Raw genomic sequence first — 17,931 nt, 5'->3', positions numbered from 1 at the left:
AAAATAATAAAATTAATGTTTAAAATGGCGAGTTCCCGTAAATACCATTGAAACTTTATTTTCGTTGCAATAGTTGATACTCAATTCGTCTTTTATTGAACCACCCGGTTGGATAACCGCTGTGATTCCTGCATTTTTTGCCAACTCCACACAATCAGGGAAAGGGAAGAATGCATCACTTGCCATTACGGCACCATTCAGGTCAAATCCGAATGAGTTTGCTTTTTCAACAGCGTGACGCAACGCATCTACTCTTGATGTTTGTCCGGTTCCCGAAGCCAGTAACTGACCGTTTTTAGCAAAAACGATAGTATTGGATTTGGTATGTTTACAGATTTTAGAAGCAAACAGCAAATCGTTAACTTCCTGCTCAGAAGGTGCTGTTACTGTAACGGTTTTTAAGAGCTCTTTATTGTCTGTAATATTGTCTTTATCCTGAATTAACAAACCGTTAAGACAAGTTCTTACTTGCTTTGTAGGTAATTCCACATCGTTCTGAATCAGGATGATTCTGTTTTTCTTTTCTTCTAAAACCGCAATCGCATCCGCATCATAACTTGGGGCAATCACCACTTCGCAGAACAATTGATTAATTTCATTGGCTGTAGCCAAATCGATGTTTCCGTTCGCAATCAAAACACCTCCGAAAGCCGAAGTCGGGTCACCCGCTAGAGCGTCCATATATGCTTCTTTCATTGTGTTTCTCGTAGCCAAACCACAAGCGTTGTTATGTTTTAAAATAGCAAACGTCGGTTTGTCATTTTTGAATTCGCTCATTAAATTTACTGAAGCGTCAACATCCAGTAAGTTGTTGTAAGATAGTTCTTTTCCGTGAACTTTGTTGAACATTTTGTCAAATTCTCCAAAGAAAAATCCTTTTTGGTGCGGGTTCTCTCCGTAACGTAAAACCTGTCCGTCAGCAATACTTGCTTTATAAACCGTTTCGTCGGTGTTGAAGTAGTTAAAAATCGCTCCGTCATAGTGAGAAGAAACATGGAAAGCCTTGGTAGCCAATAGTTTTCTTTCTGCTAAAGTCGTTGCGCCGTTTCCGTTGGTAATCATGTCAAGGAATAAAGCATATTCGTTCACCGATGCCACGATAACGGTATCTTTAAAGTTTTTAGCAGCCGCGCGGATTAATGAGATTCCGCCGATATCAATTTTTTCGATGATATCCGCTTCGCTTGCGCCGGACGCTACCGTTTTTTCAAACGGGTATAAATCTACAATCACTAAATCAATCTGTGGAATCTGAAATTCTTCCATCTGAGCGATATCGCCTTCGTGATCCTGACGGTTCAAAATTCCCCCAAAAATTTTTGGGTGCAATGTTTTTACGCGTCCGCCAAGGATTGATGGGTAGGAAGTTACGTCTTCCACCGCCACTACAGGAATACCGAAACTTTTAATGAATTCTTCCGTTCCGCCGGTAGAATAAATCGTTACGTTGTTTTCGTGTAATTTTTTCACGATTGGCTCTAAACCTTCTTTGTCAAAGACTGAAATTAACGCTGATTGGATAGTTTTTGCAGTGTTCATTGTGTTGTTGTTTTTAAAGGTGCAAAAGTAGGTATTGTAACGTTAACATTAAAACATTATAACATAGTTTTTTGTATTTTTTTGAAGCGAATGGCATGGTGCTTTTTTGGAAACCATATTCCTGCTGTCCGTTCTATTTTTATGGCTAACAGGTTTTTAGCACCTGTTAGCCATAAAAGATGCCACTCTCATCAGGGCTAGGGAGGATTTGTCTTGTATTTCTGTAACATTTTTATTGTTTTTCATACAAATCAGCATCGCTTTTAAACAGTTACAAAATCCGGAATTCATGAGCCTTCATAACAATACCATTCTTTATGTCAGACTTTTAAAGGAGAGTTTGAGCTTTGCACTTAATGCGCTGCGAAACAATAAACTGCGTACCCTGCTTTCTTTGTTGGGCGTGACCATCGGGATTTTTTCCATTATTGCGGTGTTGACTGCAGTGGATTCCATGGACCGGAAAATAAAAAGCGACCTGAGCGGACTGGATAAAAACACGATTTACCTTTTCAAATACTCATTTGGCCCCACTGATATTCCCGATTGGAAAGTGGGACAGTTTCCCAATGTTACCTACGACGAATATTTGTATTTAAGACGTTCGCTAACCAATCTGGACAAGAGTTGTTTTGCTTATTTCACCAAAAGGGAAAATATAAAATTCGAAAAACAGACTGCCAGCGATATCGAAATTGTACCTTCAACCAATGAAATTGAAATTATAGACGACGTAAAGGTAGGGGAAGGGCGTTTTTTCTCGGAGGCCGAATCGAATGGGGGTATGGGTGTAATCGTTTTGGGAAGCGAAGTGGCCACAACACTTTTTGGTGACATGAACCCAATCGGTAAATCCGTTCGTTTGTACGGTCAACGGTATGATGTGGTCGGGATTCTAAAAAAACAAGGAGAATCCATTTTCGGAAGTAATGATACCAGAGCGTATATTCCGAGCAACAACTTCAGAAGAATTTTTGGCGATAATAACGACGCCTTAACCCCGGTGATCGAACTGAAACCCGAAAAAGGAACCGATATCGATGAATTTAAAGGGGAGCTAACGTATAAGCTGCGCAATTTCAGAGGTTTGAAAACCAGTGAGCCGGATAATTTCTTTATTAATGTTCTTTCCGGATTTACTGAAATGATCGATAATATCGTAGGCCAGATGAACATGGTCGGCTGGATTATCAGCGGATTTTCATTGTTGGTAGGTGGCTTCGGAATCGCGAATATCATGTTTGTTTCGGTCAAAGAACGTACTAATCTTATCGGGATTCAAAAAGCATTAGGAGCAAAAAACCGATTCATACTGTTTCAGTTTTTGTTTGAGGCCATTATTCTTTCGGTAATCGGTGGTGTTGTCGGAATGTTACTGGTTTGGGGAATTGCTCTGGGCTTGTCTAAAGCCTTGGATTTCGAATTCGTACTCGGTTTCTGGAACATTCTTATCGGAACTTCCCTGGCGGCTTTTATCGGACTGATTTCCGGAATCGTGCCTGCTATTTCAGCTTCCAAATTAGATCCGGTGGAAGCGATCCGTAGTGGGATGTAAGATACAAAAACTTCAGGTTTTCAAAAGGCTGGAGGTTTTCGGAATGTCAGGAAACTTGTTCTGTTGCGAATTACTCTATTTGTTCTCTACAAACATGCTCCTCAGGGCTTCAATTTTTTGTTCGGCTCTGTTGTTGTTTATAAAGCCTCTTCTTGGTTTGTCCAGATCCAGGATAACAAATACCGTGAGGGAAATCATAGTGGCAAAACCGGTGATAAGCACTTTGTTTATTTTTTTCTCGTTGTCATAGCCGATTATAAAGCTTGAGGACAGAACCAATATTAATAGCAGCCAAAGTATGGATTCCGGAACGGTGGCATTTTTTGTCGTGTCTCGGGTTGTGACAACGTCAATCATATTGTTCATGGCGGGAATCATCTGTGCTGAACGTACCAAATTTTTAGGATCTTGAGCAGCTTCCGCAACGCGTTTCCATATTCTTGCGGAAATCTGTTCGGACTGCTGTAGTGCATCGTTTAATTTTTCATCGTCTATTCCGGCGTTATAATAGGTAATTCGGGATTCGACATATTTCTTGAAATCGGATCGCAGAGGTATTCGTATGCTGTCGGGATAAAGGTCGGCTCTTAAAACAGCAGTGCCGATATGATTGGCTTCTTCAACGATAACCTGTCTTCTTTGATCGTATCTCGTGGACGCCATGTTGAAGGTGAAAGCGAGTAACAAGGCTAATAATCCCAAAAGCGATCCTTCTACAGGGCCAAGGTTTTCATTTTTGGTCTGCCTGTTTTCCACAATTCTTTTCTGTTTGATTTTGTAGCCGATCCAATGAAACAATAAGCTTAGGAAAAAAAGCAGAATAATGATTATGTGAGTGGGGGTTTTGTAAAGAAGCGTGAATTCCATGGCTGAATACTTTTATGTAAATGTAAGAAATATTCAGATTTTTATAAAGAAAAAGCGCTGTAATTCAGTGGTTTGCGAATTTAAAAAACGTCCAGCCTTCAAAAGCTGGACGTTTTCGGATATTAAAATAAAAAATCCCGAGCAGTACTCGGGATTTTTGTTTTATCGGATCGGTTGATTCTGTATCAAATCGATGTATAAATTCAACTTGTCTTTCAGTTCTTTTCGTGGCGTAATGAAATCAAGGAAACCATGTTCCAATACGAACTCAGAAGTTTGGAAACCTTCTGGTAAATCCTTTCCGGTCGTGTCTTTTACCACGCGTGGTCCTGCAAATCCAATTAAAGCTCCCGGTTCTGCGATATTGATATCACCTAACATGGCATAAGATGCTGTAGTTCCTCCTGTTGTAGGATCTGTACACAATGAAATGTAAGGGATTTTTGCATCGGCTAACTGCGCTAATTTGGCAGATGTTTTGGCTAATTGCATTAAAGAGTAAGCGGCTTCCATCATACGTGCTCCTCCTGATTTAGAAATCATAAGGAACGGGATTTTATTTTTGATGGAATAATCGATACCACGGGCGATTTTCTCTCCCACAACAGCTCCCATGGAACCACCAATAAAGGCGAAATCCATGCAGCAAACCACAAGGTCTTTTCCTTTGGATTTACCAACGGCTGTGCGAACCGCATCTTTTAATTTGGTTTTGTCCATAGCGTCCTTTAAACGGTCGCTGTATTTTTTGGTGTCTATGAAACCTAAAGTATCTTTTGATGTAATATTGGCGTCTAATTCCGTAAACTCGTTGTCGTCAAATAAGATTTCGAAATATTCTTTACTTCCGATACGAACGTGAAATCCGTCTTCCGGGCTTACCCAAAGATTTTTTGCCAACTCATCTGCATCAACAATTTTTCCTGTTGGTGATTTGTACCAAAGTCCTTTTGGAACATCTTTTTTGTCTTCGGTTGCGGTTTGTATCCCTTTTTCTGTTCTTTTAAACCAAGCCATAATTTTAAATTTAGAATTATGAATTTAGAATTGTGAATTTAGAATTGTGAATTAAGGAGCAAGAATTTAGAGAACTTCTAATTTCAAACTTCAAACTTCTGATTTCTAAATTCTGATTTCTAACTTCTAATTAAAGTGTATTAACGTTATTTAAATCGGCGAAAGCCTGCTCTAATCGTTTGTTGAATGTTAATTCTCCTTCACGCATCCATTTTCTCGGATCGTAATGTTTTTTATTCGGAACATCGTCTCCTTCCGGATTTCCGATTTGTGTTTTCAAGTAGTCGATTTTGTCTGTGATATAATCACGAACACCTTCTGTGAATGCAAACTGTAAATCGGTATCAATATTCATTTTGATTACTCCGTATGAAATCGCTTCTCTGATTTCCTCTAATGTGGAACCCGAACCTCCGTGGAAAACGAAATCAACCGGATTGTTTCCTGTGTTGAATTTTTGTTGTACGTACTCCTGAGAATTTTTTAAGATTTTCGGAGTCAGTTTTACGTTACCCGGTTTGTAAACACCGTGTACATTTCCAAAGGCTGCAGCAATAGTGAAACGATGACTGATTTTCATCAGTTCTTCATAAGCATAAGCTACTTCTTCCGGTTGTGTGTATAGTTTTGAACTGTCTACATCAGAATTGTCCACTCCGTCTTCTTCACCGCCGGTAATTCCCAATTCGATTTCTAAGGTCATACCTATTTTGCTCATGCGTTTCAGGTATTCTTTGCAAAGTTCGATATTTTCTGTAATCGGTTCTTCAGACAAATCAATCATGTGAGAACTGTACAATGGTTTTCCTGTTTCGGCAAAGTGCTTTTCGCTGGCTTCCAATAAACCGTCAATCCAAGGTAATAATTTTTTAGCGCAATGGTCTGTGTGAAGAATTACGGTTGCACCATACGCTTCGGCTAAAGTGTGAATGTGTTTTGCTCCGGCAATACCGCCTAAAATAGCTGCTCTTTCATTTTCGTTTGATAGGCCTTTTCCAGCATTGTAAAGACATCCACCATTTGAAAACTGTATAATTACAGGTGCATTTAATTTTGCAGCAGTTTCCATAACACCGTTTACAGTACTTGATCCTGTAACGTTTATAGCGGGTAAGGCAAAGCCTTTTTCTTTTGCGTAGTTAAAGATTTCCTGAACCTGATCTCCGGTAGCAACTCCGGGTTTGATATTGTGAGCCATTGTGTTGTAATTTTATTTTAGGTGACAAAAATAATAATTTCTATACTTAGAACGGATAATTAATTCCAATATTTATAACTGACTTGTCAAAGCGCACGTCTTTAAGCCAACGTTCGCTCTGAGGTTTGGCCGGGTTATAGGTCTTAAACCCTAAATCCAATCGACCAACAAAAAAACCGAAATCATAGCGAATCCCCAGTCCGGTGCCTAAGGCTATGTCCTTTAGGGATTTCCATCCGTTGAAAGTGTAGCGTTCGTCTTCAACATTATCCCAAATGTTCCAGATGTTTCCTGCATCGGCAAATAAGGCGGCATTCCATTTTCCGAAGAGATTAAAACGGTATTCGGCACTGAAGGCAATTTTCATGTTCGCCTCATTAAAATCGTTGACACCACCGCTGGTACCCGGACCCAAACCGTACGATTCCCAAGCTCTGTTGTCGTTGGAACCCCCTCCGTAATAACTTCGCGAAAACGGGATATTGTCGGCATTTCCGTAAGGGATGGCAATTCCGAAGAAACCTCTCATAGCGTACACTTTTCTTCTTCCCAAATCCCAATATTTGATAAAATCGAATTCGGTTTTCACATATTGGGAATATTCCACATTTAAGAAAGTCTTTTTGCCGTTTTCGCTAAGGGATGGATTGCCAAGGTTGGACATCAGATCCAAAAATGCTCCGGCAGATTCTATTTTTGTTTTGAAAATGCTGAAGGAATTGTCCAGAATATCGGTTTTGCTTGACTTCGTATAGGTGAAATTGGTGGCGAATATCAGGTTGTTTTCCGTAAGACGGTTTTGTCTTTCATCAATGCTTCGGATGTCTTTGTATACTTCGTCCTCCGGAGTAAGCGTAGTTTGTCCTGTCAGTACGTCATTGATGAAATTGTCAGCACCTCCATCTTCAATGGTAAGGTTACCGTTCTCGTCTACGTTGCCCGGATTGGTGTTGTAAACCTGTGCATAATCGTTCAAAGTGTCATAGGACGATTCATAAACATTAAAGTAGTTTTGCGGATTCAGGTTTCTTACGTACTGGATGTTGAACAAGTCGAATCGGGCGGAATTGTTTTTTTTCGGAATCCAGTTGTAATTGAATATTCCGGAAAAATTTTCTTTATCCAAACCGATATTCCGTTGTCGTGAAAAACCTACGCTTGCAATGGTGGAGGGGAACATTGTTTTCGGAATTATTCCTTCGGTTTTTATCGGAAATAAAATTCTTGGTATCGTCAGTTTCATATCAGCTCCATATTCGGAAATATTAAAAAATACCCCTTTTGGATTGGCCATGTCTTTTGAAGAACCAATGTTTCCTCTTGTTGAAATATCCAAAATTTCTGCTCCTCTGAAAACGTTTCGCCAGGTAAATGTCATGTTTCCTGCGATTCCGAAATCCTGAATGTTCGAGTGCATGAAATCCACAGCCGGAATCCAACTGTATCTTTTTCGAGGGCTCAGGACGATGTTGGTTATCAGGGAAGTTCCGGTTGAATCCCTTTCGTCTTCCACATATTCAATGGAAGGGTAGTTGAAAATGCGCAGGTTGTTTAATGCGCGGGATGTTAACGTTCGTTTGGTATCGCTGAAGGTGCTTCCTTTTGTGATGAAAATTGCATCTGTGATGGCTTTAGGACGATACGCCAGTTTGTCCGAACTGTAAAGGTTCATGTTTTTATGGGTAATGCTGTCGGCGATTTTTAATTTGTTTTTGCCCGCATTGCTGTCTGTGAATATGTTGACTTCACTTATTTTGTATAATTTGAAAGGTGTTTTTATCAGAGAGTCGCCCGTTTTGATGGTCTGGTTTTCAATCAGTACTTCGACATTGGCTTTGTGGTCTGTTTTGATGGTGTCGACATTATAAGAAATATTCGTTTCCTGAAATTTGTAAGCTCCATTATCCCTGAAATACGTTGAAATACGTTTTCGTTCGTCTATGAAGTCTTTGGAATCGTATTGTTTCCCGGTTTTTATTAATGACCTTTTACTGATTTTATGGTACAATGAATCGAGTTGCGGTGTTTCCACATCGGCCGTGATGGTGTCAACAATATATGGTTTCCCGGTTTCGATGGAATATTGGATATGTCCGCGTTTGTTTTTTAAGGTATCGATTTTATAACCGACTTTGGTTTTGAAATACCCTTTATTGAAGTAATAAGCTAAAAAGCGGTTTTTGGTTTTTTCTGCCTTTTTTTCGTCGACGATAACGGGAGGCTCACCGTTTTTCTTCAGAAAATTGCTTATTCCTGTAACCACAAACGATTTTCCGAGGCGTTCAACCTGTCTCTCGGAAAGAAAGGCGGCTAAATTTTTATGACGGTTGGGTTTTCTTTCCAGCCATACATGATAGGAAGAATCCGGATTTTTTTTGGCCAGATTGTACATATGAAGCCGGAGTGGAAATCCTAACAATAAAGCACTGTTGGGTTTTTGATACTGTTGGTTGACAACGATTTCTTCTTTTGTTTTCTTGTCATTAACCAAAATGTTGCTTTTAGTTAACAGGAGCTTGCCTTCCGGAACTCTTTTTACAAGGGAACAGGAGTATATAATTGCACTCAATAAAAATAATAGTGCTATTTTTGGTGAATTCTTTTTCAAATCGATAACAAAAGGTCGGTCAAAAATACGTTTTTTTATGCTTAGTAAAAACCAAATAAAACTAATTACAAGTTTACAGCAAAAAAAGTACCGAAAACAACATCAGTTGTTTTTTGCCGAAGGGGTAAAGGTAATACAGGAATTGCTGAATTCCAATTTTGAGCTGGAGCATATTTTTACGACGGCGGATGATTTTCAGAATGTTCTCAAAAATAAAATTTCTTTTATATCGGAAGCCGAACTGAAAAAAGTATCGGCCTTAACCACTCCGAATACCTGTCTGGCATTGTTTAAAATTCCTGCCGAACGTTCAGTTGTGGAAAAAGGGCTTATCGTGGCGCTTGACGATATTCGGGATCCCGGGAATTTGGGAACCATAGTGCGTTTGTGTGATTGGTTTGGTGTGACACAGCTCGTGTGTTCGATGGAAACCGTGGATGTCTATAATCCGAAAGTGGTTCAGGCCACTATGGGGTCGATAACGCGTGTGGCAGTTGCCTATGATGATATTGCAAAATTTTTGGGAGAAACGAAACTTCCTGTTTTCGGGACCTATATGGATGGGGCTTCTATTTACAAAACACAGTTGCCGAAAGAAGGGATTCTTGTTATGGGTAATGAAGCGAACGGAATTTCTGCGGAGATTGAAAAGTTAACGCCAAACAGGCTTTCTATACCCCGTTTTGGAGATCTGCAGCAAACGGAAAGTTTAAACGTAGCCACAGCTACAGCTATTATTCTGAGTGAATTCAAACGGCTCGGGTAAACCGGAAATATGAAATTGTGTTCTTAGTGGAATGCAAAATTGATAAAAACACCTCTGGTTTTCATTGAATCTACATTTCCTGTCCAAGGGCTGTCTGGCGTATTGTCACGGATAAGTTCATCGTTAAGGCCGAAGATTCCTCTTATGGAAGGCGAAAATTTGAAATATTCAAAATAGAGGTCAATACCGAATCCCACTTCATAGTTGGTGGTCATTTTTTGCATACGGAAGCGTTCGTTGTAATTGTCGTCTTTGGCTTTGTAATTACTTCCTAAATTCATTGATTCTGAAATACCTCCCACGATATAAGGTCGGATGTTGCCGATTCTTTTCGAGGAGAACTTCAAAAGTAAAGGGAAATTGATATAAGTTGATTTGACTTCGCGTAGTCTGTCAAACGGATCTTCAATGTTCGGATAGACTAAATTACGCTGTGCGTAATACAATCCGGGTTCGAAACGCAAATCCAGATATTCCATGATACGGAGGTTTCCGATAAGTCCCACATTAAATCCGGTTGTGGATTGTACTTCAATGTCTTTATCGGGTTCGATGTAATCAAATTTGAAATCGTATGAATTGAATCCTAAATAATACCCCCAGTGAACCCGTTGTTTGTCGAAATTCTCAAGATTGATAATCGGATTTTTACCAAACATGCCAATTCCTGGCTGGGAAAAACCGTTTATACAGGTGATTAAACTTAGTAAAACAAAAAACTTTTTCATATTATTTTTTTGAAGCCGAATAAATGGTTGCCACTCCAAAGGTTTGCGGCATGTCTTTAACATCTATAAACCCAACTTTTCGCAAAATATTGTTTAAGGCTTCTCCGTAAGGAAAATGTGAGGCTGATTCCGACAGATATGAATAAGCTACTTTGTCTTTTGAGAACAGTTTGCCGATAAGCGGAAGGATGTTTTTGGTGTAGAAATGATAGCCCTGTTTGAACGGGAATTTGGTGGGTACGGAGGTTTCAAGAATTACAAAACGTCCATTTGGTTTCAGGACACGAAGGATTTCAGAGAGACCCAATTCCAGATTCTCAAAATTACGAACACCGAACGCTACCGTTATGGCATCAAAATGATTGTCTTCAAAAGGAATTTTTTCGGAGTCCCCCAAAACCATTTCGATTTTATCGCTTAATTGTTTCTGGGCTACCTTTTGTTTTCCGACCTCCAGCATTCCTTCGGAAATATCCAATCCGATGATTTTTTCGGCATTGGTGTTGGTCATCAGGATGGCCAGATCGCCTGTTCCTGTGGCGATATCAAGAATGGTTGCAGGATTTTTTTCAGCGATGAGTTTTAAAACATTTTTTCTCCACTTTACATCAATCCCAAAAGAAATTACCCTGTTAAGGTTGTCATAATTACCGGATATGGTATCAAACATTTTGGTAACCTGTTCTTTTTTACCCAGATTGGAAGCTTTGTAAGGAGTGATGTTGTCGTTCATCGATTAAATTAATTTGTACAAAGATAATACAATCTTTATCATATACATCTAATGAAATAATTGTAATTTTAAATCGTTAAGACAAACGTTCTCATTCATTATGAAGCAAACAAGCTAAGAGCATCACCAATTTCGGTGATGGCAAAATACACTATTTCAGTGATTGTTTTGTATTGCAATTCGTTGCAACTTTACAGTCATCATACAAACAATCTGATATGTTGTCTAAGCTTTTGTCATCGGAAATTAAATGGGTATTACTGGCACTTGTAATCTCATTTGTTCTTGTGGAAAGCATCAACAGCAGTATTTTTTTAGGTACAGCTGGTACAGGGGTGCCGCAAACGTTCTTTGGGTTAAATTTGTTTTTGGAAATTTTAGTTTTTTTTGTCTTTAGTACTTTTGTGGTATTTGGTATTAAAGGCTTCTTTGAGAAGTATTCTCAGAAATTCGCCAATGTTATATTATTCATAACAGGTTTATTATTGACGGCGGTGATTTTTATTTTATGTTATCAGGTGTTTTCGCTTGGATAATCCGAAACGTTAGGTTAGATACATTTTAGTTTGTTAGTTTGAACATCCCGATAATTTTTTATCGGGATGTCTTTTTTATAGGCGGACGTAAGTCAGGAATGAAAAATCAAAAGCGTGTTTTTCGTCCTTGGTATGAAATTCTTCAAATGTTAATTTCCATTCTTCTAAATTGATTTCCGGAAAAAAAGTGTCGGCTTCCGGAGCAGTAAAAACCCGGGTGAGTTCGATTTTATCGGCAATTTTCATGGATTGCGTGTAGATTTCACCGCCACCAATGATGAAAATTTCTTCTTCTTCCTTCGGGCAAACAGCAATTGCTTTTTCCAATGAATTTACGACAAGACAGCCTTCAGGGACATCGTAGTTTTCCTGTCGGGTAATAATCACGTGGGTTCTGTTGGGCAATGGTTTAGGGAAACTTTCGAAAGTTTTTCTTCCCATGATAATGTGATGTCCCGTGGTGATTTGCTTAAACCTTTTGAAGTCATCCGGAAGATGCCAGAGTAAGTTGTTGTCTTTTCCTAGAGCATTGTTTTCTGCAGCTGCGGCTATTAAGGTAATCATTATTGTGAAATGTTGTTTTTTTGGTTGAATTCTTTTTCGATTTGTTCTAATTTTCGTTCCTGTTTCATGACTAATTTGTCGATTTGGGCGCGTTCCCATTTTTTGTTCATGAAACTGTCGGTGATGAAAACACGGATAAAATGAAGTATGAAAAGAAAGCCCCAAATGGTAATGCCCCATTGATACCAGTCGGTTTCAGGTTTAATGTTGAGTAATTTATTGGCAACAATCATAAAAATACTGCCAACAAAGAACAAAACGAAATGAAAATACAAACGTTTTTTTTGTTTCAAACGCTGCCTCGCATATTCATACAATTCGTGCTGATTGATTTCCATAAGTTGATTTTTACGGAATTAAAGATAGAAAAAAATGTAAGAAAACAAGAATAAAGCAATTTGTTTTTGATTCTGAATCATTTGGTAAAGCCTATGCTGGAGTCGGACGGACCGATGATTTTTTTTAATTCGGAATATTTTTTATCATATTCTTTTTTTGATATTGCCTTGATGGACTTCAGCCATTTAAAATTGTTTAGTTGACTCTCATAATCCAGATTTTCATCTATTGTGGCATAATTTTCCCTTAAATAGGTGCTGCGTGTTTTGATAATTTCCTCAATGAAAGCAGTAACGGTCTCTTCATTCGGGATTATTTTATGGATCAGGATGCTGTTGCCATCACTCAGTTTGATTTGTCAGAAGTCGGCACGTGAAAACCAATAAAGAATGAAGAACAGCAGTGCCAGGCTAAAACAAATCACTGTGGCTACTGTCTGTATTTTAGTTTCCTTAAACGTTGAGACTAAAGTAACCACTGCTGATAAGCAAAGAACGAAAGCGATTAAAAGGAAGTAGGTGTTGGTTGTTTTGTAGGAATTTTTTTCTCCATCTACGTTTTCAAAGGGGATGTCAATTTCGTTAGTATTTCCGAATTTGGTTACGCTGCAGAAAAGTTTTGTATCGGTGATTTTTATTTCCCGTAGCACAAAGTTTTTTTTCTGGCTGAGTATCTTCATAGACGGTTTTGTTTTAACAGGGTGGCTTTCCTGATGGTAGTCTAAAGATACGTTTTTATTTTTGAAAAGGAAATCGCTTATGGTGATTAGATACCGGTATTAATGGTTATTGGAAGTGTAAATTTAGATCTGACAGGTCTTCCTCTTTGAAGAGCCGGATTCCAATTCGGATATTTTAGCAAAGCACTTTCCAATGATTTGTTAATTTTGGAATCTCCCCTTAAAATTTTTACTTCAGAAATTTTACCGTCTTTGTTTATTATAAATGAAGCCAGCAGTTTCATTTGATCTTGATGGGGTTTTTTTGATGGCACGTCTATTTTACCGGAAACAAATCTGTAAAAGTGCTCCATCCCTTTTTTTGGACCAGCCTGAGTGTTAAGTTCTGTGTAATTGTACGGATTGGAGTTTTCGTCGAAAGATGTTCCTGAAATCAGTTTCCCTTTTTTATATGTTTCGGAATATGTTTTCCTGTTATTTGTTTCAGGGGATGTGGATTTGGCTTCCCATAAACCTTGTTTGACACCGTTATTTACCTCTCCGGATGCTGATTCCGATTTGTCAGTTACGGTGTAAATTCCGTTTCCGTTGAAAACCCTTTGTATGTTGTTTTCGTCCCAATAGTTCTTAATTTTTAATTCGGATGTTTTCATTCCCTGGGGATTTTCAAAGATCAGATACTCACCTTCTGTTTTTTTGTTCCCGTTTTCATGCCAGGAAGTGAAATCTCCGTAAGGAAGTCCCTTGTCATACATCGTTCGGGACTCCGTGTTTCCGCTTTCATAATAGGTAGAAAAAATACCTTCTTTGGTTAGTGCCCATTTGTTGGAGCATACGCCTTCGGATTTTAATTTACCCGATTTGTAATACTCATAAACATTGTATTGATTTCTTTCCGACTTAAAGTCTTTAATTATGATGGATGTAATGTGATTTGTGTATTGCGTTTCGTCCCCTATGGAATCCAAATAAATGATTTTATCGTTCTGGGCATAAAAAACCGTTGAAAAAAGACATAGGGAAACCGACAATAAAAATTGTTTCATTGTAATGAAGTATTTGTGTGTGTTTGTTGATTAAACGGCGACCTGTCCTTTGATGTGTGGATGCGGGTCATAATCCGTTAAGGTAAAATCGTCAAACTGGAAATCGAAGATGTTTTTTACGTTCGGATTCAGTATCATTTTCGGAAGCGGTTTCGGTTCACGCGTAAGCTGTAATTCCAATTGTTCCATATGATTATTGTAGATGTGTGCGTCTCCAAAAGTGTGGATGAATTCACCCGGCTGCAAATCGCAAACCTGAGCCACCATCATGGTAAACAAGGCGTAGGAAGCAATGTTGAAAGGAACTCCTAAGAAAATATCCGCACTTCTTTGGTACAGCTGGCACGATAATTTTCCGTCGGCCACATAAAATTGGAAAAAAGCATGACAAGGCGGTAGGGCTGCTTTTCCGTCGGCAACATTTTCGGAAAACGTTTTTTTGTCGTCCGGTAAAACCGAAGGGTTCCAGGCTGAAACCAGCATACGTCGGCTGTTCGGATTTCTTTTCAGGGTTTCGATAAGTTCCTGTATCTGATCGATTTCTTCGCTGTTCCAGTTGCGCCACTGATGACCGTAAACCGGACCCAAATCGCCGTTTTCATCCGCCCACTCGTCCCAGATTTTTACGCCGTTTTCTTTCAGATAAGCAATATTAGTGTCGCCCTTCAAAAACCAAAGCAATTCGTAAATGATAGATTTTAAATGCAGCTTTTTGGTGGTAACCATTGGGAAACCTTCGTTCAGATCAAAACGCATCTGATATCCGAAAACACTTTTTGTTCCCGTTCCCGTTCTGTCTCCTTTTTGATTTCCGTTTTCTAAAACGTGCTTTACTAAATCTAAATACTGCTTCATTATTGTTTGATCGTTGATGCGATTATTTGGTTGTTTGGATTGTTATAACGGCTTACTGCTGTCTGAACATTGCCAACTGGCTACGACTCTCTTTTTGAAATTTCGTCGCGGATCTTGGCGGCTTTTTCATAATCTTCATTCTGAACGGCTCCTTCCAGAAGTTCATAGAGCTCGGCCAGAGAATATTGGGTGTACGATTCACCGGTCACGTTTTCCTCGCCAACTAATCCGAAACTTTCCGGATTGGTCAAAGGATCGTCACTTTCCTCCGGAGTCTTGCCTTCTTCGGGCGGGTTTATTTTCAGATAAATTCCGGCTTTGTCCAGGATGTTTTTATAGGTAAAAATCGGCGCATTAAAGCGGAGTGCCAATGCAATGGCATCTGAAGTTCTGGCATCGATTATTTCTTCAATCCGGTCTCTTTCACAGATAATACTGGAGAAGAAAACGCCGTCAACCAACTTGTGAATGATTACCTGTTTTACCACGATGTCAAATCGGTCGGCAAAATTTTTGAATAAGTCGTGTGTTAAGGGTCTCGGCGGACGGATTTCTTTTTCAAGGGCAATAGCAATGGACTGCGCCTCGAAAGCACCGATGACGATAGGCAGTTTTCGTTCGCCGTCGACTTCGTTTAATATCAGTGCGTAGGCGCCATTTTGAGTCTGGCTGTATGAAATTCCCTTTATAGTTAGTTTTACTAAGCTCATATTTTTAGCCACTAAGGCACGAAGGCGCAAAGTTTTTTGTTAGTTGATTGCTATGAATAGTACTAATTTACGTCAATTATATTGAAAAATTATAAAATTAGAATACAATTGCGTTGATCTCCTGATTGAATCGGTATATCTACGTTGGAAGTAAGAAATAAGCGTCAAAGCAAGAAAGGCTATTGCAAAGAAACGAAAAACTTTCGCTCCAAAAAATAAAAAAACCACCTTAAAAAAATAAGATGGTTTTTTTTAGAAGGTAAGCTGAATTTTAATGCTGTGCTGCCTTAAAAGCTTTTAATTTTTCGATTAATTGAGGAACTACCTGGAAAGCATCTCCTACCACTCCGTAATCAGCCACTTTAAAGAAAGGAGCTTCCGGATCAGTGTTGATGGCAACTTTTACTTTAGAAGAGTTGATTCCTGCAATGTGTTGGATTGCCCCTGAAATTCCGATAGCAATGTATAAGTTTGCTGCCACTGGTTTTCCGGTCTGACCAACGTGCTCGCTGTGGGATCTCCAACCTAAATCGGATACCGGTTTTGAACAAGCGGTTGCTGCTCCAAGAACTGCTGCCAATTCTTCAATCATTCCCCAGTTCTCAGGGCCTTTCATTCCACGACCAGCAGAAACTACGATTTCAGCATCGGCAATGGTAACTTTTCCGGTTACTTTTTCCACGGATTCGATTTTTACAGAGAAATCAGCGTCGTTTAATGATGGTGCGAAATCTTCTTCAGTCAATGAGGAAGTGTTTTCTTTGATTCCGTATGAGTTTTTAGAAATTCCCAATACTTTTACATCGGTAGTGATTTCCGTAATGTTAAAAGCCTTGTTGGAGAATGCGTTTCTTTTTACTGTAAAAGGCGACGTACTTTCCGGTAAAGCCACTACGTTAGAAGCATACCCTGCATTCAGTCCAACGGCTACAAGTGGCGCTAAGTATAAAGAGTCTGTTGTGGAAGATAAAACTACTACTTTCGTTCCTTCTTTCTGAGCGGCTTGTTTGATAACGTCGGCGTAAGCCTTAGCGTTGAAAGCTGCTAATTTGTCGTTAGTTACTTTTAATACTTTATCCACTCCGTATTTTGATAATTCGGAAACGTCACCCGCGTTTACAGTTACCGCAGTAACGGTTGTTCCCATCATTTCTGCAACTTTCTTAGCATAAGAAGCCAACTCGAAAGCTACTTTTTTAAATTTTCCTTCTGCTGATTCAGCGTATATTAAAATTGACATGATCTTTAATTTTATTCGGTTATTTGATAATTCGGTTATTTTAAGCGGGGCGAAACTGCCAGCTGCTACTGCTAACTGAATACTAAATTACTTTCGCTTCGTTATGTAATAAGTTGATTAATTCGTCCAAGTTGTCCGGGCTCACTAATTTCACTGCCGATTTAGCTGCCGGTTTTTCGAATTTTACTGCTTTCGTAGTGTTTTCAGCACCTACCGGCTCAAGAATAGTCAAGGCTTTTGTTCTCGCTGTCATGATGCCTCTCATGTTCGGGATGCGTAAGTCTTTTTCTTCCACTAAACCTTTCTGACCACCGATAACCAATGGTAAGTTCGCAGAAATCGTTTCTTTACCTCCGTCAATTTCCCTTACCGCTTTCGCAGAAGTTCCGTTGATTTCTAAACCGATACAAGAGTTTACGAAATCATTCCCGGTTAATGCGGCAAGCATTCCCGGAACCATTCCACCGTTATAATCCAATGATTCTTTACCCGCTATAACTAAATCATAACCACCGTTTTTTACCACTTCTGCCAATTGTTTAGCTACGAAGAAGCCGTCTGTTGGATTAGCGTTTACACGGATAGCTTCATCCGCGCCGATAGCCAAGGCTTTTCTTAAAGTAGCTTCTGCATCAGCACCTCCAACGTTCACTACGGTTACGTTAGCGCCTTGTTGTTCTTTGAACCAGATTGCTCTGGTTAAACCAAACTCGTCATTAGGGTTGATTACGTATTGAACTCCGTTTGTGTCGAATTCTGTATCACCGTTAATGAAGTTAATCTTTGAAGTAGTATCAGGTACATGGCTGATGCAAACTAATATTTTCATTTTTATAAAGGTATAAAGTTGATTATTTCGAGCGACGAATTTAAGCAAATATTTCAAATAAAATAGTATGCAAGCATAATAAATGCGAAATTGTCAGTAAAACGAAAAAATATTCTGATAAA

18 protein-coding genes are annotated in these 17,931 nt (G+C 39.1%); 3 read left to right on the top strand and 15 right to left on the bottom strand.

Annotated elements, in window-relative coordinates; all coding sequences use genetic code 11:
* Positions 1–12: 12 nt before the first annotated feature.
* Entirely contained in the window at positions 13–1,539 is a 1,527-nt protein-coding gene (gene purH, locus FLJC2902T_RS00425) for a bifunctional phosphoribosylaminoimidazolecarboxamide formyltransferase/IMP cyclohydrolase (protein ID WP_023577801.1), read from the bottom strand.
* A 289-nt stretch (positions 1,540–1,828) separates the two neighbouring features.
* On the opposite strand from purH, the gene FLJC2902T_RS00420 reads away from it, so the two are divergent.
* Complete coding sequence (locus FLJC2902T_RS00420; RefSeq protein ID WP_035676801.1) at positions 1,829–3,094, top strand: ABC transporter permease; 1,266 nt, start codon at positions 1,829–1,831, stop codon at positions 3,092–3,094.
* A 75-nt stretch (positions 3,095–3,169) separates the two neighbouring features.
* On the opposite strand, the gene FLJC2902T_RS00415 is transcribed toward FLJC2902T_RS00420, so the two are convergent.
* The 4 genes from FLJC2902T_RS00415 to tamL all read right to left on the bottom strand — a co-directional run bounded on the left by FLJC2902T_RS00415 (position 3,170) and on the right by tamL (position 8,745).
* On the bottom strand, positions 3,170–3,961 hold the full coding sequence (locus tag FLJC2902T_RS00415) for a bestrophin-like domain (RefSeq protein WP_023577798.1): 792 nt from the start codon (positions 3,959–3,961) through the stop codon (positions 3,170–3,172).
* A 162-nt stretch (positions 3,962–4,123) separates the two neighbouring features.
* On the bottom strand, positions 4,124–4,978 hold the full coding sequence (gene accD, locus FLJC2902T_RS00405) for an acetyl-CoA carboxylase, carboxyltransferase subunit beta (protein WP_023577797.1): 855 nt from the start codon (positions 4,976–4,978) through the stop codon (positions 4,124–4,126).
* A gap of 130 nt (positions 4,979–5,108) precedes the next feature.
* The gene (fbaA, locus tag FLJC2902T_RS00400; protein WP_023577796.1) at positions 5,109–6,176 is read right to left on the bottom strand and encodes a class II fructose-bisphosphate aldolase; all 1,068 of its coding nucleotides are present in this window, start codon (positions 6,174–6,176) and stop codon (positions 5,109–5,111) included.
* A gap of 46 nt (positions 6,177–6,222) precedes the next feature.
* On the bottom strand, positions 6,223–8,745 hold the full coding sequence (tamL, locus tag FLJC2902T_RS00395; RefSeq protein WP_035676543.1) for a translocation and assembly module lipoprotein TamL: 2,523 nt from the start codon (positions 8,743–8,745) through the stop codon (positions 6,223–6,225).
* Between the two features lie 76 nt (positions 8,746–8,821).
* On the opposite strand from tamL, the gene FLJC2902T_RS00390 reads away from it, so the two are divergent.
* Positions 8,822–9,550 (top strand): TrmH family RNA methyltransferase, encoded by a 729-nt coding sequence (locus FLJC2902T_RS00390; RefSeq protein ID WP_035676540.1) that lies wholly within the window; start codon positions 8,822–8,824, stop codon positions 9,548–9,550.
* Positions 9,551–9,573: 23 nt separating this feature from the next.
* Here FLJC2902T_RS00390 and porT read toward each other — a convergent pair whose 3' ends face one another.
* Both porT and ubiE read right to left on the bottom strand, forming a co-directional pair.
* Positions 9,574–10,278: a type IX secretion/gliding motility protein PorT/SprT gene (gene porT, locus FLJC2902T_RS00385; protein WP_023577793.1), complete on the bottom strand. Its 705-nt coding sequence runs from the start codon at positions 10,276–10,278 to the stop codon at positions 9,574–9,576.
* Between the two features lies 1 nt (position 10,279).
* Positions 10,280–11,011, bottom strand: coding sequence for a bifunctional demethylmenaquinone methyltransferase/2-methoxy-6-polyprenyl-1,4-benzoquinol methylase UbiE (ubiE, locus tag FLJC2902T_RS00380; protein ID WP_023577792.1), 732 nt, complete (start codon positions 11,009–11,011; stop codon positions 10,280–10,282).
* 218 nt (positions 11,012–11,229) lie between these two features.
* On the opposite strand from ubiE, the gene FLJC2902T_RS00375 reads away from it, so the two are divergent.
* Entirely contained in the window at positions 11,230–11,547 is a 318-nt protein-coding gene (locus FLJC2902T_RS00375) for a hypothetical protein (RefSeq protein ID WP_035676537.1), read from the top strand.
* Between the two features lie 75 nt (positions 11,548–11,622).
* Here FLJC2902T_RS00375 and FLJC2902T_RS00370 read toward each other — a convergent pair whose 3' ends face one another.
* The 8 genes from FLJC2902T_RS00370 to FLJC2902T_RS00335 all read right to left on the bottom strand — a co-directional run bounded on the left by FLJC2902T_RS00370 (position 11,623) and on the right by FLJC2902T_RS00335 (position 17,809).
* A complete protein-coding gene (locus tag FLJC2902T_RS00370) occupies positions 11,623–12,111 on the bottom strand; it encodes a dihydrofolate reductase (RefSeq protein WP_023577789.1) in 489 nt (162 codons plus the stop codon).
* Positions 12,111–12,449: a 2TM domain-containing protein gene (locus FLJC2902T_RS00365; protein ID WP_035676535.1), complete on the bottom strand. Its 339-nt coding sequence runs from the start codon at positions 12,447–12,449 to the stop codon at positions 12,111–12,113. The genes FLJC2902T_RS00370 and FLJC2902T_RS00365 overlap by 1 nt, the downstream gene beginning before the upstream one ends.
* Before the next feature lie 359 nt (positions 12,450–12,808).
* Positions 12,809–13,129: a hypothetical protein gene (locus FLJC2902T_RS00360; protein WP_023577787.1), complete on the bottom strand. Its 321-nt coding sequence runs from the start codon at positions 13,127–13,129 to the stop codon at positions 12,809–12,811.
* Between the two features lie 86 nt (positions 13,130–13,215).
* Positions 13,216–14,175, bottom strand: a complete 960-nt coding sequence (locus FLJC2902T_RS00355; RefSeq protein WP_023577786.1) for a hypothetical protein — start codon at positions 14,173–14,175, stop codon at positions 13,216–13,218.
* Positions 14,176–14,205: 30 nt separating this feature from the next.
* On the bottom strand, positions 14,206–15,030 hold the full coding sequence (locus FLJC2902T_RS00350) for a thymidylate synthase (protein WP_023577785.1): 825 nt from the start codon (positions 15,028–15,030) through the stop codon (positions 14,206–14,208).
* 80 nt (positions 15,031–15,110) lie between these two features.
* The gene (locus FLJC2902T_RS00345) at positions 15,111–15,740 is read right to left on the bottom strand and encodes a bifunctional nuclease family protein (protein ID WP_035676533.1); all 630 of its coding nucleotides are present in this window, start codon (positions 15,738–15,740) and stop codon (positions 15,111–15,113) included.
* Between the two features lie 271 nt (positions 15,741–16,011).
* On the bottom strand, positions 16,012–16,980 hold the full coding sequence (locus FLJC2902T_RS00340; RefSeq protein WP_023577783.1) for an electron transfer flavoprotein subunit alpha/FixB family protein: 969 nt from the start codon (positions 16,978–16,980) through the stop codon (positions 16,012–16,014).
* 82 nt (positions 16,981–17,062) lie between these two features.
* The gene (locus FLJC2902T_RS00335; protein ID WP_023577782.1) at positions 17,063–17,809 is read right to left on the bottom strand and encodes an electron transfer flavoprotein subunit beta/FixA family protein; all 747 of its coding nucleotides are present in this window, start codon (positions 17,807–17,809) and stop codon (positions 17,063–17,065) included.
* Positions 17,810–17,931 lie beyond the last annotated feature (122 nt).

Origin of the sequence: Flavobacterium limnosediminis JC2902, assembly GCF_000498535.1 — a bacterium.
GTDB classification, from domain to species: Bacteria; Bacteroidota; Bacteroidia; order Flavobacteriales; family Flavobacteriaceae; genus Flavobacterium; species Flavobacterium limnosediminis.
This window is presented reverse-complemented; position numbering and strand designations above follow the sequence as displayed.

Coding starts and splice junctions, on each gene's coding strand:
- purH (WP_023577801.1), bottom strand. CDS start 1,539: ATGAACACTGCAAAAACTATCCAATCAGCGTTAATTTCAGTCTTTGAC.
- FLJC2902T_RS00420 (WP_035676801.1), top strand. CDS start 1,829: ATGAGCCTTCATAACAATACCATTCTTTATGTCAGACTTTTAAAGGAG.
- FLJC2902T_RS00415 (WP_023577798.1), bottom strand. CDS start 3,961: ATGGAATTCACGCTTCTTTACAAAACCCCCACTCACATAATCATTATT.
- accD (WP_023577797.1), bottom strand. CDS start 4,978: ATGGCTTGGTTTAAAAGAACAGAAAAAGGGATACAAACCGCAACCGAA.
- fbaA (WP_023577796.1), bottom strand. CDS start 6,176: ATGGCTCACAATATCAAACCCGGAGTTGCTACCGGAGATCAGGTTCAG.
- FLJC2902T_RS00390 (WP_035676540.1), top strand. CDS start 8,822: ATGCTTAGTAAAAACCAAATAAAACTAATTACAAGTTTACAGCAAAAA.
- porT (WP_023577793.1), bottom strand. CDS start 10,278: ATGAAAAAGTTTTTTGTTTTACTAAGTTTAATCACCTGTATAAACGGT.
- ubiE (WP_023577792.1), bottom strand. CDS start 11,011: ATGAACGACAACATCACTCCTTACAAAGCTTCCAATCTGGGTAAAAAA.
- FLJC2902T_RS00375 (WP_035676537.1), top strand. CDS start 11,230: ATGTTGTCTAAGCTTTTGTCATCGGAAATTAAATGGGTATTACTGGCA.
- FLJC2902T_RS00370 (WP_023577789.1), bottom strand. CDS start 12,111: ATGATTACCTTAATAGCCGCAGCTGCAGAAAACAATGCTCTAGGAAAA.
- FLJC2902T_RS00365 (WP_035676535.1), bottom strand. CDS start 12,449: ATGGAAATCAATCAGCACGAATTGTATGAATATGCGAGGCAGCGTTTG.
- FLJC2902T_RS00360 (WP_023577787.1), bottom strand. CDS start 13,129: ATGAAGATACTCAGCCAGAAAAAAAACTTTGTGCTACGGGAAATAAAA.
- FLJC2902T_RS00355 (WP_023577786.1), bottom strand. CDS start 14,175: ATGAAACAATTTTTATTGTCGGTTTCCCTATGTCTTTTTTCAACGGTT.
- FLJC2902T_RS00350 (WP_023577785.1), bottom strand. CDS start 15,030: ATGAAGCAGTATTTAGATTTAGTAAAGCACGTTTTAGAAAACGGAAAT.
- FLJC2902T_RS00345 (WP_035676533.1), bottom strand. CDS start 15,740: ATGAGCTTAGTAAAACTAACTATAAAGGGAATTTCATACAGCCAGACT.
- FLJC2902T_RS00340 (WP_023577783.1), bottom strand. CDS start 16,980: ATGTCAATTTTAATATACGCTGAATCAGCAGAAGGAAAATTTAAAAAA.
- FLJC2902T_RS00335 (WP_023577782.1), bottom strand. CDS start 17,809: ATGAAAATATTAGTTTGCATCAGCCATGTACCTGATACTACTTCAAAG.